10 protein-coding genes are annotated in these 13241 nt (G+C 66.0%); 2 read left to right on the top strand and 8 right to left on the bottom strand.

Going from position 1 to position 13241, the window contains the following annotated elements:
- Nucleotides 1-56: 56 nt before the first annotated feature.
- Entirely contained in the window at nt 57-3368 is a 3312-nt protein-coding gene (locus PA6_RS11315; RefSeq protein ID WP_021701055.1) for a transglutaminase family protein, read from the bottom strand.
- Nucleotides 3369-3415: 47 nt separating this feature from the next.
- On the opposite strand from PA6_RS11315, the gene PA6_RS11310 reads away from it, so the two are divergent.
- On the top strand, nt 3416-3838 hold the full coding sequence (locus PA6_RS11310; RefSeq protein WP_021701054.1) for a bacteriohemerythrin: 423 nt from the start codon (nt 3416-3418) through the stop codon (nt 3836-3838).
- A gap of 107 nt (nt 3839-3945) precedes the next feature.
- Here the strand turns inward: PA6_RS11310 and PA6_RS11305 are convergent, their stop codons facing one another.
- Nucleotides 3946-6258 carry a YgiQ family radical SAM protein gene (locus PA6_RS11305; protein WP_021701053.1) on the bottom strand — a complete coding sequence of 771 codons (2313 nt, stop codon included), beginning with the start codon at nt 6256-6258 and terminating at the stop codon, nt 3946-3948.
- 185 nt (nt 6259-6443) lie between these two features.
- Between PA6_RS11305 and PA6_RS11300 the strand changes: the two genes are divergently transcribed.
- The gene (locus PA6_RS11300) at nt 6444-8360 is read left to right on the top strand and encodes a diguanylate cyclase (protein WP_021701052.1); all 1917 of its coding nucleotides are present in this window, start codon (nt 6444-6446) and stop codon (nt 8358-8360) included.
- Between the two features lie 6 nt (nt 8361-8366).
- On the opposite strand, the gene alr is transcribed toward PA6_RS11300, so the two are convergent.
- The 6 genes from alr to rpsF all read right to left on the bottom strand — a co-directional run bounded on the left by alr (nt 8367) and on the right by rpsF (nt 13120).
- Nucleotides 8367-9443, bottom strand: coding sequence for an alanine racemase (gene alr / locus PA6_RS11295; protein WP_021701051.1), 1077 nt, complete (start codon nt 9441-9443; stop codon nt 8367-8369).
- An 83-nt stretch (nt 9444-9526) separates the two neighbouring features.
- The gene (dnaB, locus tag PA6_RS11290; protein WP_021701050.1) at nt 9527-10921 is read right to left on the bottom strand and encodes a replicative DNA helicase; all 1395 of its coding nucleotides are present in this window, start codon (nt 10919-10921) and stop codon (nt 9527-9529) included.
- 152 nt (nt 10922-11073) lie between these two features.
- Complete coding sequence (gene rplI, locus PA6_RS11285) at nt 11074-11520, bottom strand: 50S ribosomal protein L9 (RefSeq protein ID WP_021701049.1); 447 nt, start codon at nt 11518-11520, stop codon at nt 11074-11076.
- 21 nt (nt 11521-11541) lie between these two features.
- Complete coding sequence (locus PA6_RS11280) at nt 11542-12411, bottom strand: hypothetical protein (protein ID WP_021701048.1); 870 nt, start codon at nt 12409-12411, stop codon at nt 11542-11544.
- A gap of 36 nt (nt 12412-12447) precedes the next feature.
- The gene (rpsR, locus tag PA6_RS11275) at nt 12448-12678 is read right to left on the bottom strand and encodes a 30S ribosomal protein S18 (protein WP_021701047.1); all 231 of its coding nucleotides are present in this window, start codon (nt 12676-12678) and stop codon (nt 12448-12450) included.
- A 28-nt stretch (nt 12679-12706) separates the two neighbouring features.
- The gene (gene rpsF, locus PA6_RS11270; RefSeq protein WP_021701046.1) at nt 12707-13120 is read right to left on the bottom strand and encodes a 30S ribosomal protein S6; all 414 of its coding nucleotides are present in this window, start codon (nt 13118-13120) and stop codon (nt 12707-12709) included.
- Between the last annotated feature and the right edge of the window lie 121 nt (nt 13121-13241).

Genomic DNA, 13241 nt, shown 5'->3' with positions numbered 1-13241 from the left:
GAGAGGGAAGCAGTCCGCCCCTCTCCCCAACCCTCTCCCGCAAGCGGGAGAGGGAGCTAAACGCGGCGCAAATCCAAAGTCATGGGCAGTTCATTATTGTTGATGGGCTCGCTCAGCGTCTGCTCACCCGGGCTGTGCCCGTGGCGGAAGAAACGCGCCAGGCGCCGGCTCTCGGCGGCGTAGGCATTCACCGGCAAAGCCTCGAAGTTGCGCCCACCGGGATGCGCCACATGGTACTGGCAACCGCCAAGCGAGCGCTGCATCCAGGTATCCACCAGGTCGAACACCAGCGGCGCGTGCACGCCGATGGTCGGCTGCAGGCAGCTGGCCGGCTGCCAGGCGCGGTAGCGCACGCCGCCGACGAACTCGCCGACCTTACCGGTGGGCCGCAGCGGCACCGGCACGCCATTGCAGGTCAGCAGGTAGCGGTCCGGGGCCAGGCCGGCGAGGCGCACCTGCACCCGCTCCAGCGAGGAATCCACATAGCGCACGGTACCGCCGACGGCGCCTTCCTCGCCCAGCACATGCCAAGGCTCCAGGGCCTGCCGCAGCTCCAGGTCGATGCCTTTCACCGCGTAGTCGCCCAGCTTGGGGAAACGGAACTCCAGGTGCGGGGCGAACCACTCGGCGCGTAGCGGGTAGCCGGCGGCATTCAACTCCTGGATGACATCGGCGAAGTCCTGCTCGACGAAATGTGGCAGCAGGAAGCGGTCGTGCAGCTCGGTGCCCCAGCGCGCCAGGCGCGGCGGACGGTAGGGTTCGTGCCAGAAGCGCGCGACCAGCGCACGCAACAGCAGTTGCTGGGCCAGGCTCATGCGCGCATGCGGCGGCATCTCGAAGGCGCGCAGTTCGAGCAGGCCAAGGCGGCCACTGGCGCTGTCCGGCGAGTACAGCTTGTCGATGCAGAACTCGGCGCGGTGGGTATTGCCGGTGACGTCCACCAGCAGGTGGCGCAGCAGGCGGTCGACCAGCCAGGGTGGGCACTCGCGGCCCGGCTCGGGCATCTGCGCGAAGGCGATCTCCAGCTCGTACAACGCATCGTTGCGCGCCTCGTCGACGCGCGGCGCCTGCGAAGTCGGGCCGATAAACAGGCCGCTGAACAGGTAGGACAGCGACGGGTGGTTGTGCCAGTAGCTGATCAGGCTGCGCAGCAGGTCCGGACGGCGCAGGAAAGGTGATTCCGCCGGTGTGGCGCCGCCGAGGACGAAGTGGTTGCCGCCGCCGGTGCCGGTATGGCGACCGTCGAGCATGAACTTCTCGCTGGAGAGGCGGCACTGGCGCGCGGCCTCGTAGAGAAATTCGGTGCGTTCGACCAGCTCGTCCCAGCTCGCCGCCGGGTGGATATTCACCTCGATCACGCCTGGGTCCGGGGTGACGCGGAAGTGGGTCAGGCGTGGATCGGCCGGCGGCTCGTAGCCCTCCAGCAGCACCGGGCAGCGCAGTTCGCGGGCAGTGGCCTCGATGGCGGCGACCAGCTCCAGGTAGTCATCGAGACGGTCCAAGGGCGGCATAAACAGGTACAGGCGACCGTCGCGCGGCTCGGCACACAACGCGGTACGTACCACGCCGCCGGCCGACTCGAACGGCCCCGGCGCCGCCGGCCCCTCGCCCTCGCCCGGCTTGCCGTGGCCATTGCCCGGGTGCAGCGGAGTGCGCAGCTGCTGCTGGATGCTCTGCCGGCTCGGCAGCGGCGGGAATGGCTGATGCGGGTCCTGCGGCGTGACGTAGGGGTAGTCCAGCTCGCCGACCCAGGGCTGCGAGTCCAGCGGCAGGCGGTAGCCCAGCGGCGAGTCGCCGGGAATCAGCCGGCAGTGCTCGTCGCGCAGGAACCAGGGGCCGGTCAGCCAGGCATCATCGCCGGCGCTGCGCATCAGCGGCAGGACCTGCCCGACCACCTCGCCGAGACCGCGGCAGAACACCTTGCGCAGGCGCTCACGCTCCAGCGGGTCACTCAGACGCGCATCCTCCGGGGTGACGTTGGCCGGCAAGCGGCGCTCGCGCCACAGGTAATAGAGCCAGTCCTCATAGGCCGGGAACACATGCTCGGCGGACAGTCCCAGGCGCCCGGCCAGGCTGGCCAGGAAGCGCGCAGCCAGGCGTGCGTCGGCGCCGTAGTAGCGGGTTTCGTCGGCATACAGCGCCGGGTCCTGCCAGATCGGCTCGCCGTCCTTGCGCCAGAAGCAGTTGAGCGACCAGCGTGGCAGCTGCTCGCCCGGATACCACTTGCCCTGACCGAAATGCACCAGGGCGTGCGGCGCATAGTGCGCGCGCAGGCGGTGGAACAGCTCGGCAGCCAGGCGGCGCTTGTTCGGCCCCATGGCGGCGGTGTTCCACTCGGCATCATCCGGGTAGTCGAGCGCGACGAAGGTCGGCTCGCCGCCCATGGTCAGGCGCACATCGCCGTAGGCCAGCTCGGCATCGACCTGACGGCCGACGCTGAGGATGTCGTGCCACTGCTCGTCGCTGTAGGGCTTGGTGACCCGCGGCGCCTCCCAGATGCGCTGCACGCGCATGTCGTGGGCGAACTCGCACTCGCATTCGTCGAGTACCCCGCTGATCGGCGCCGCCGAGGAAGGCTCCGGGCTGCAGGCCAGCGGCACATGCCCCTCGCCGGCGAACAGGCCGGAGGTCGGGTCGAGGCCGATCCAGCCGGCGCCGGGCAGATACACCTCGCACCAGGCGTGTAGGTCGGTGAAGTCCTGCTCGGTGCCGCTGGGGCCGTCGAGGGCTTTGACGTCGGCCGTGAGCTGGATCAGGTAGCCGGAGACGAAACGCGCCGCCAGCCCCAGGTGGCGCAGCAGCTGCACCAGCAGCCAGGCCGAGTCGCGGCATGAGCCGGAAGCCAGCTGCAGAGTTTCTTCCGGCGACTGCACGCCCGGCTCCATGCGGATCAGGTAGCGGATGTCCTGCGCCACGCGCTGGTTGAGCGCCACCAGGAAGTCGACGCTGGGCGTGGGCTTGCGTTCGACGCCGGCCAGGTACTTGGCGAACAGCGGCCCGCCGGCCTCGGTGACCAGATAGGGCGCCAGCTCGCGGCGCTCGGCCTCGACATAGGCGAAGGGAATCTTCTCGGCATGCGGCTCGAGGAAGAAGTCGAAGGGGTTGAACACCGCCATCTCGGCGACCAGGTCGACGGTGACCTTGAGCTCTTCGGTCTTCTCCGGGAACACCAGGCGCGCCAGGTAGTTGCCCTGCGGGTCCTGCTGCCAGTTGACGAAGTGCTCGCCAGGCCAGACCTGCAGCGCATAGGAGAGGATGCGCGTGCGGCTGTGCGGCGCCGGGCGCAGGCGTACCACCTGCGGGCCGAGGTTGATCGGGCGGTCGTAGCGGTAGTGCGTGACGTGCTGCAGTGCGACATGGATCGACACGGCGTGCCTCCTGCGAGCCAGGGCGATACCTGCAAGGGGCAAGACTTGTGCCACCGCCATTGACCGGGATCAACGAGGCCCCGGCCGTGGCGGGCAAGATCGGCAAAAAACAACGAAGGGAGCAGGACCGCATGACCTTCATGCCGTGGACGCAAGCGCTTGAGGTGGGGATAGCGGAGATCGACGAGCAGCACCGCTGGCTGGTGGAACAGACCAACGCGCTGCACCAGGCGCTGCAGGGCGAGGCCCCGCGGGAGCAGGTGGGCGCGCTGCTGGAGGGGCTGATGGACTACGTGATGAACCACTTCATCGTCGAGGAGCACCTGTTCATCCGCCTGGGCTACCCGGACACCGAGGCCCACCAGGCGCAGCACAACCTGTTCAGCGGCCAGGTGATGAGCCTGCTGCACGCCACGACTGCGGCGAAACGGTCGGCGCCGAGACCCTGGAGCTGCTCAAGGACTGGCTGACACACCACATTCTCAAGGTGGACAAGGCCTACGTGGCGCACTTTCGCGCCCACGGCCTGGGCTGAGGGCCGCGCGCACCAGAAAGGTGCACGCATTCGCCGTCAGACTCAGCGCGGGGCGACCGGACGCTTGCTCGGCTTCTTGCTGACGGGCTTGCCGGCGCCGGCCTTCTCCGCCTTGCGTCGCGCTTCGGCGGCGGCCTTGGCCTGCTCGCGCTTGTCCCAGCTCTTGCTGCCGTCGCTACCGCGCGGCGGCAGGCCGGTGTGCTGGGTGAGGATGCGCCCGACCGTCTTGCCCTTGTCGCCGCCACCGACCTTCTTGCTGCCGGCCGGCGTCGAGTTCTTCCGTCGCGCGCTCTGGTACTCGTCGGTCTGCGGCTGGTAGGTCGGGATCAGGTGATGCTTGCCGTTGCCGATCAGGTCGGCGCGGCCCATGCGCTCCAGCGCCTCGCGCAGCATCGGCCAGCCCTTGGGGTCGTGGTAGCGCAGGAAGGCCTTGTGCAGGCGGCGCTGCTGCTCGCTCTTGACGATGGTCACGCCGTCGCTCTTGTAGGTGACCTTGCGCAGCGGGTTCTTGCCCGAGTGGTACATGGCGGTGGCCGACGCCATCGGCGACGGGTAGAAGGCCTGCACCTGGTCGGCGCGGAAGTCGTTGCGCTTGAGCCACAGGGCGAGGTTCATCATGTCCTCGTCGGTGGTGCCCGGGTGCGCGGCGATAAAGTACGGGATCAGGTACTGCTCTTTGCCGGCTTCCTTCGAGTACTTCTCGAACATGCGCTTGAACTTGTCGTAGCTGCCGATGCCCGGCTTCATCATCTGATTCAGCGGGCCTTCCTCGGTGTGCTCCGGGGCGATCTTCAGGTAGCCACCGACGTGGTGGGTGACCAGCTCCCTGACGTACTCCGGCGACTCCACGGCGAGGTCGTAGCGCAGGCCGGAGGCGATCAGGATCTTCTTCACGCCCGGCAGGGCGCGGGCCTTGCGGTACAGCTCGATCAGCGAACTGTGGTCGGTGTTCAGGTTCGGGCAGATGCCGGGGAACACGCACGACGGCTTGCGGCAAGCGGATTCGATTTCCGGGCTCTTGCAGGCGATGCGGTACATGTTGGCGGTCGGCCCGCCGAGGTCGGAGACCACGCCGGTAAAGCCCGGCACCTTGTCGCGCATCTCCTCGATCTCGCGAATGATCGACTCGTGCGAGCGGTTCTGGATGATGCGGCCCTCGTGCTCGGTGATCGAGCAGAAGGTGCAGCCGCCGAAGCAGCCACGCATGATGTTGACCGAGAAGCGGATCATCTCGTAGGCCGGGATCTTCGCCTTGCCGTACGCCGGGTGCGGCACGCGCGCATAGGGCATGCCGAACACGTAGTCCATTTCCTCGGTGGTCATCGGGATGGGCGGCGGGTTGAACCACACGTCCACCTCGCCGTGCTTCTGCACCAGGGCGCGGGCGTTGCCCGGGTTGGTCTCCAGGTGCAGCACGCGGTTGGCGTGGGCGTAGAGCACCGGGTCGTTGCGCACCTTCTCGAAGGACGGCAGGCGGATCACGGTCTTGGCGCGGGTCATCTTCGGGCTGGGCAGCAGCTCGACGACCTTGGCCTCGTTGGGGTCCTCGAGCGCCGCCTCGCCCTTCTGCTGCTCGATGGCGCAGGCGGCGGTGTCCTGGGTGTTCACATAGGGGTTGATGATCTTGTCGACCTTGCCCGGACGGTCGATACGGGTGGAGTCCACCTCGTACCAGCCTTCCGGCGTATCGCGGCGGACAAAGGCGGTGCCACGCACGTCGGTGATCTGCTCGACCTTCTCACCGAAGGCCAGGCGCTGGGCGATCTCGACCACGGCGCGCTCGGCATTGCCGTACAGCAGGATGTCGGCGGTGGCGTCCATCAGGATCGAGCGGCGCACCTTGTCCGACCAGTAATCGTAGTGGGCGATGCGGCGCAAGGAGGCCTCGATGCCGCCGAGCACCACCGGGGTGTTGCTGTAGGCTTCCTTGCAGCGCTGGCTGTACACCAGGCTGGCACGGTCGGGGCGCTTGCCGGCGACGCCGCCGGGGGTGTAGGCATCGTCGCTGCGGATCTTCTTGTCCGCGGTGTAGCGGTTGATCATCGAGTCCATGTTGCCCGCCGCCACGCCGAAGAACAGGTTGGGCTGGCCGAGCTTCATGAAGTCGTCTTTCGAGCGCCAGTCCGGCTGCGCGATGATGCCGACGCGGAAGCCCTGGGCTTCCAGCAGGCGGCCGATGATGGCCATGCCGAAGGACGGGTGATCGACGTAGGCATCACCGGTGACGATGATGATGTCGCAACTGTCCCAGCCGAGTTGATCCATCTCTTCCCGGCTCATCGGCAGGAAAGGTGCGGGACCGAAACACTCGGCCCAGTACTTCGGGTAGTCGAACAGCGGCTTGGCGGCTTGCATATTTTTTGATCAGACGGGCTCTCACGGGGGCGCGGAATATAGCACAAAAAATATACAGAGTCCGACCGAAACGCTCTGGTGTTTATCGACGTTGATCACTGCATATTTGTGATCACAGTCACTTCCGTGGCTATACTCCAGCATGATTGCCAATTGCCAGCCACCAGGGCCAACAAGGAGTCACCATGGTGCGTTTCCCCGTTCTGCGTGCGCTGCTCGCACTACTGTGCATCAGCCTGGCCGCCGGCCAGCTAAGGGCTGCGCCGGTAGAACTGCGGAGTGACGCCAGCGGGCAATCGCTGAACGGGCAGATCGAGCTGCTGGAGGATGTCGGCGGCACGCTGAGCATCGCCGACATGGCCGACCCGGCCATCCAGCAGCGCTTCACCCCGGCCAACGGCCGTGCCAGCGTCGGCCAGAATCCCAACCCCTGGTGGATCAAGCTGCAATTGCAGCGTGGCACCGAGGCACCCGCGCGCTGGTGGCTGGAAATCGGCGCGGTGACCCAGCTCGACCTGCAGCTGTACAGCCCGGACGGTCAGGGTGGCTGGATACAGCGGCAGTCCGGCGAACGGGTCAGCTTCGCCGAGGGGCGCGACCACCCCTATCGGCGTATGGTGCTGGAGCTGCCGGAGCTGGGCACGACACCCACCACCTTCTACCTGCGCAGCTTCGACCCGGCCGGCAACTCCTTCCCGCTGCGGGTCTGGCAGCTGGAAGACCTGGATCACCAGGCAATCAGCGAAAACCTGGGCCTGGGCCTGATCTACGGCATCATCGCCGCCCTGCTGCTGTACAACCTGTTCATCTTCTTCACCCTGCGCGACAACGCCTATTTCTGGTACGTGCTGACCACCGCCGGCGCCCTGCTGATGATCGTCAGCATGAGCGGCCATGGCTTCCAGTACCTGTGGCCGGAGGGCCCGGTGCCGTTCTGGCTGGACCGCGTCACCCTGCCTTCGCTGTGGGGCTTCTGCGCCTGTCGCTTCACCCAGACGCTGCTGCAGACCCGCCAGCACGTGCGCTGGGCGCATCACCTGCTGAGCTTTGCCTGTGTCTGCTATGTCATCGCCGTGACCCTGGAAGGCCTCGGCCAGCGCAACCTGGCCGCCTGGCTGATCGCCCTGCTGTCGCTGACCAGCATCCCGGCTGCACTCGGCTCGGCACTGGTGCGCTGGCGCCAGGGCTACTTCCCCGCCCTGCTCTACCTGTGCGGCTACGGCCTGATCCTCGGCAGCATCAGCCTGGCCCTGATGCGCTCTACCGGCCTGGTCCAGCCGGCGACCTGGAACGCCTATGTGTTCCCGCTGGCCGTGGCGGCCGAGTCGATCCTGTTCTCCTTCGCCCTGGCCTACCGCATCCAGATGCTCAAACAGGAGAAGGCCGAGGCGTTGCGGCAGGCCGATCGCGAAAAAGGCGCACGCCTGGCGCAGATGCAGGCCAGCGCCGATGACCTGCAGGAGGCGGTGCGCCTGCGTACCGCCGAGCTGGCCCAGGCCAATCAGCAGCTGTGCGAACGCGAACAGCGCCTGCAGCATGCCGCCTTCCATGATCCGCTGACCGAGCTACCGAACCGCCGCTACCTGATCGAGCGCGCCGAAGTGGCGCTGGCCGATGCCCAGCGCCGCGGCGAGTCGGTGGCACTGATGCTGGTCGATCTGGATCATTTCAAGCCGATCAACGACCGCTATGGCCACGATGCCGGCGACCTGATGCTGCGCACCATCGGCCACCGCCTGCGTGAACACGTGCGTACCCACGACATGGTGGCGCGCCTGGGGGGAGATGAATTCGCCGTGCTGGTCTGCGGCCCCGACGCCCAGCAACACACGCAGGAGATCGCCAACCGCCTGCTCGCCGAGCTGTCGCGACCGGTGCTCTACGGTGCCAACCGCCTGGCCGTGACCATCAGCATCGGCGCCGCCTTCTATCCCCAGCATGCGCTGCAGTTCGCCGGACTCTACAAGGCTGCCGACGAGGCCATGTACCGGGCCAAGCAGAAGGGCCGCTCGGGCTTCGTGCTGCAGGGCTGCGACGGCGAACTGAGCCCGCAGACCTGCCTGATACTGGACGTACTCAAGGTCCCCAGCGGGCTGAGCTGAGTTCGATCAGGCCTTGTAACGACGCGGCACGCGCGCCGTGACCTTGGTCAGCAGCTCGTAGCCGATGGTGCCGGCAGCGTGGGCCACTTCATCTATCGGCAGATTGGCCCCCCACAACTCCACGGCGTCGCCCACGGCAGCCTCGGGCAGGTCGGTCAGATCGACGCTGAGCATGTCCATCGACACGCGCCCGGCCAGCGCGGCGCGGCGACCACCGACGTACAGCGGCGTACCGCTCGGCGCATGCCGCGGATAGCCGTCGGCATAGCCGCAGCTGACGGTACCGATACGCGACGGCCGCTCAGCGACCCAGCCGGCGCCATAACCGACACTCTCCCCCACCGCCACCTCGCGCACCGCGATCAGCTGCGCGCTCAGCGTCATCGCCGGCTTCAGGCCCAGCTCGGCGGCGCTCAGGTCGGAGAAGGGGCTGGCGCCATACAGCATGATGCCGGGGCGCAGCCAATCCATGTGCGCCGCCGGAATCATCAGCACAGCAGCCGAGTTGGCCAGGCTGCGCTGGTCGAAATCCAGGTCGAGCAGGTCAAGGAAGCACTCCAGCTGCACCTCGGTCAGCGAGTGGCCGCGCTCATCGGCGCAGGCGAAGTGGCTGAGCAGGTTCAGCTCGGCCACCTGGGCCGCGCCGCGCAGGCGCGGGAACAGCTCGCGCACGGCGACCGGCGCGAGGCCCAGGCGGTGCATGCCGGAGTCCAGCTTGAGCCAGACATTCAGCGGACGCGACAGCTCGGCGGCGAGCAGCGCTTCGATCTGCTCCGCGCCCTGCACCACCAGGTCGAGCCCCAGGTGCGCGGCCATCGGCAGCTCGTCGGCGGCGAAGCAGCCTTCCAGCAGCAGGATGCGCGCCTCGCCATGCATGGCACGGACCTCGGCGGCCTCCTCCAGGCTGGCCACGGCGAAACCGTCAGCCTCCTCATGCAGCGCACTGACCACCTCGCGCACGCCATGCCCGTAGGCATTCGCCTTGACCACCGCGAAAGCCTGGCGGCCCGGTGCGCAGCGCTTGGCAACGGCATAGTTGTGGCGAATGGCGGCCAGATCGATGGTGGCGACGAGGGGACGCATGACGAGCTTCCGAATAGAAAACGGGCGCCCATCTTAACCGCTGGGCGCCCGTTTTCATTGAGCAGGATCAGCCCCGCGCGGGGTCAGTCCTCTTCGAAGTTGTACAGCCCCGGTGCCAGGTTGTCGAAGCGCGTGTACTTGCCGATGAAGGCCAGGCGGCAGGTGCCGATGGGGCCGTTACGCTGCTTGCCGATGATGATCTCGGCCACGCCCTTGTACTCGGTCTCCGGGTGATACACCTCGTCGCGGTAGACGAACATGATGATGTCGGCGTCCTGCTCGATCGCTCCGGATTCACGCAGGTCGGAGTTGACCGGGCGCTTGTTGGGGCGCTGTTCCAGCGAGCGGTTGAGCTGCGACAGGGCGATCACCGGGCAATTGAATTCCTTGGCCAGGGCCTTGAGCGAGCGCGAGATCTCGGAAATCTCGTTGGTGCGGTTGTCGCCGGAAGAGCCCGGGATGCGCATCAGCTGCAGGTAGTCGACCATGATCATGCCGATCTCGCCGTGCTCGCGCGCCAGGCGGCGGGCGCGGGCGCGCATTTCGGTCGGCGAGATGCCGGCGGTATCGTCGATGAACAGCTTGCGCTCGTTGAGCAGGTTGACCGCCGAGGTCAGGCGCGGCCAGTCATCGTCGTCCAGCTTGCCGGAGCGCACCTTGGTCTGGTCGATGCGGCCGAGCGAGGACAGCATACGCATCACGATCGAGTCGCTGGGCATCTCCAGGGAGAACACCAGGATCACCTTGTCCGAGCGCAGTACCGCGTTCTCCACCAGGTTCATGGCGAAGGTGGTCTTACCCATGGACGGACGGCCGGCGACGATCACCAGGTCGGCCGGCTGCAGGCCGCTGGTCATGCCGTCCAGATCGGTGAAGCCGGTGGAGATGCCGGTCAGGCCCTCGTTGGTGTTGAACAGCTCGTCGATGCGGTCGATGGTCTTGACCAGGATCTCGTTGATCCCCACCGGGCCGCCGGCCTTGGGCCGCGCTTCGGCGATCTGGAAGATCTGCCGCTCGGCCTCGTCGAGCACTTCCACGGCGCTCTTGCCCTGCGGCGCGTAGGCCATGTCGGCGATGTCGTTGCTGATGCCGATCAGCTGACGCAGGGTGGCGCGCTCGCGAATGATCTGCGCATAGGCCTTGATGTTGGCCACCGACGGCGTGTTCTTGGCCAGCTCGCCGAGGTAGCCGAGACCACCGACCTGGCTCAGGTGGCCCTCCTTGTCCAGCTGCTCGGACAGGGTCACCACGTCGAACGGCGAGTTGCGCTCGGCCAGGGTGAAGATGGCGCGGAAGATCAGCCGGTGGTCATGGCGATAGAAGTCGCCATCGGAGACCGCGTCGGAGACCCGTTCCCAGGCGTTGTTGTCGAGCATCAGGCCGCCCAGCACGGCCTGTTCGGCCTCGATGGAATGCGGCGGCACCTTGAGTGCGGCGGTTTCCAGGTCGTATTGCTGAGGGACGCTGATATCGTTCATGGCACCTGTGATTCCAAAAGCTCAGAGGCCTTGGCGAAGCCTGGAGGCTTGGCCAAAGGCTCTACAAAAAACAACGGGCACGCACCGCAAAACGGTGAGTGCCCGATTGTCGGCAGGCTCGCACCTTCGTGCAAGCCCACAGGTCGCTGCCCTTAGGCGGCTACCACGATCACCTTGACGGTGGCTTCAACGTCGGTGTGCAGGTGCACAGCTACGTCGAACTCGCCAACCTGGCGAATGGTGCCGTTCGGCAGACGCACTTCGGCCTTGGCTACTTCAACACCGGAAGCGGTCAGGGCTTCGGCGATGTCGTGAGTACCGATGGAACCGAACAGCTTGCCTTCGTCACCGGCCACGGCAGTGATGGTGACTTCCAGCTCGGCCAGCTGAGCAGCGCGCGATTCGGCCGAAGCCTTCTTCGCGGCAGCGGCAGCTTCCAGCTCGGCGCGACGGGCTTCGAACGCAGCGACGTTCTCGGCGGTAGCGGCGGTGGCCTTGCCCTGCGGCAGCAGGTAGTTACGGCCGTAACCGGCCTTGACGTTCACCTTGTCGCCCAGGTTGCCCAGGTTGGCGATTTTTTCCAGCAGGATAACTTCCATTTGGGTCTTACCTCTTAACTTTTAACCTTCACCGTTCGCGGGGCCGGCGCCATTTTTGCGCGCCAGGCGACCACGAAAATCAAACAGCCCGTCGATAACCGCCAACAAACAGATCAAGTTCCCCAGCAGCAGCACCGCCACGTACAGGCCGAACACCCAGAAGCTGGACAACCGCTTCATGGCAATCAGCCCATGCCCGAGCGCCACACCTGCGAACAGCAGCGGCACCGTGAACACGGTCGCCAGCATCGCAGCCTGCGGGCCAAGGCTCGGAGCGAACAGCATCCCGAGCAACAGCGCCACACTCGCCACTGGCGACAGACGTATGGCCCGGAACTCCTGTCCGAAGCCTCCGGGGTTGTACAGCGCCGCCTGCCAGTAGCGTGCGAGTGCCAGACAGAGCAGGGAGGTCACCTGCAACGAGGAGGCCATCGCCCCTGTCAGAGCCGGTATCAGCGACTCCTGCACCGCAGCGAGTTCCTCGGCCGATGCGTTGCCCAACAACTGCGGCAACGATGACCGGATACGCTCGGCCAACGGTTCGATGAACTCTCCGGACACCGTGCTCAGTACCAAGACGAACACCGCACCCAGCAACACACTGGACAACAGCACCCGAGTCCAGGACGCGGTCGAGCGCAGAACCTGCGCCAGAACCACCGTACCGGCCATGATCAGGAAGACACTCGAGTTACCGAGATACCACCAGAGCAAGGCGGGCAACGATGCCCAGAAAAGGATGCCCGAAGCATCTGCCAGCCCACGCCGGAGCAGCACCAGGCTGCCCCCTGCGGCACTTAACCAGCACAGCAGCGGAAACGCCGCCGAACCGACCACCCCAAGGGTGGCCTGCATGCGGCCGCGCATCACAAACTCGGCAAAGGCACGCATGCGATCTATCTCTTAACGCTTATCGACAATCCGCTATCAACGGCCGTGGCTGTCGGTGTAGGGCAGCAGGGCCAGGTAGCGGGCGCGCTTGATGGCGACGGCCAGCTGACGCTGGTACTTGGCCTTGGTACCGGTGATACGGCTCGGAACGATCTTGCCGGTTTCGGAGATGTAGGCCTTCAGGGTGTTGAGATCCTTGAAGTCGATCTCTTTCACGCCTTCAGCGGTGAAACGGCAGAATTTACGACGACGGAAGAAACGTGCCATGAATGTGGCTCCTCAATAGATCCGTGGATTACTCGTCAGCGTTGTCGCTGTTGTCACCGTCTTCGCCTTCGGCGGATTCGGTTTCAACGCGCTCACGGCGCTCGCGGCGCTCGCTGCGGTTTTCTTCGGCCTTGAGCATCTCGGACTGGCCGGTAACGGCTTCGTCGCGACGGATGACCAGGTTACGGATCACGGCGTCGTTGTAGCGGAAGTTGTCTTCCAGCTCGGCCAGGGCTTTGCCGCTGCACTCAACGTTCAGCATCACGTAGTGAGCCTTGTGAACGTTGTTGATGGCGTAGGCCAGCTGGCGACGACCCCAGTCTTCCAGGCGGTGTACTTTGCCGCCGTCTTCTTCGATCAGCTTGGTGTAACGCTCGACCATGCCGCCGACTTGCTCGCTCTGGTCCGGGTGAACCAGGAAGATGATTTCGTAATGACGCATGAATGCTCCTTACGGGTTGCAGCCTGCCAACGGAAAGTGGTCAGGCAAGGAGTGAATGACTCGTTTGAGCTTGCCGAAGCGAAGGCGCGAATACGCCTGCCGTCACGGCAAGGGGCGACAT

The organism is Aquipseudomonas alcaligenes NBRC 14159 (genome assembly GCF_000467105.1).
Classification (GTDB): Bacteria; Pseudomonadota; Gammaproteobacteria; order Pseudomonadales; family Pseudomonadaceae; genus Aquipseudomonas; species Aquipseudomonas alcaligenes.
The sequence above is the reverse complement of the archived record's forward strand: the minus strand, read 5'-3'. Positions and strand labels throughout refer to the sequence as shown.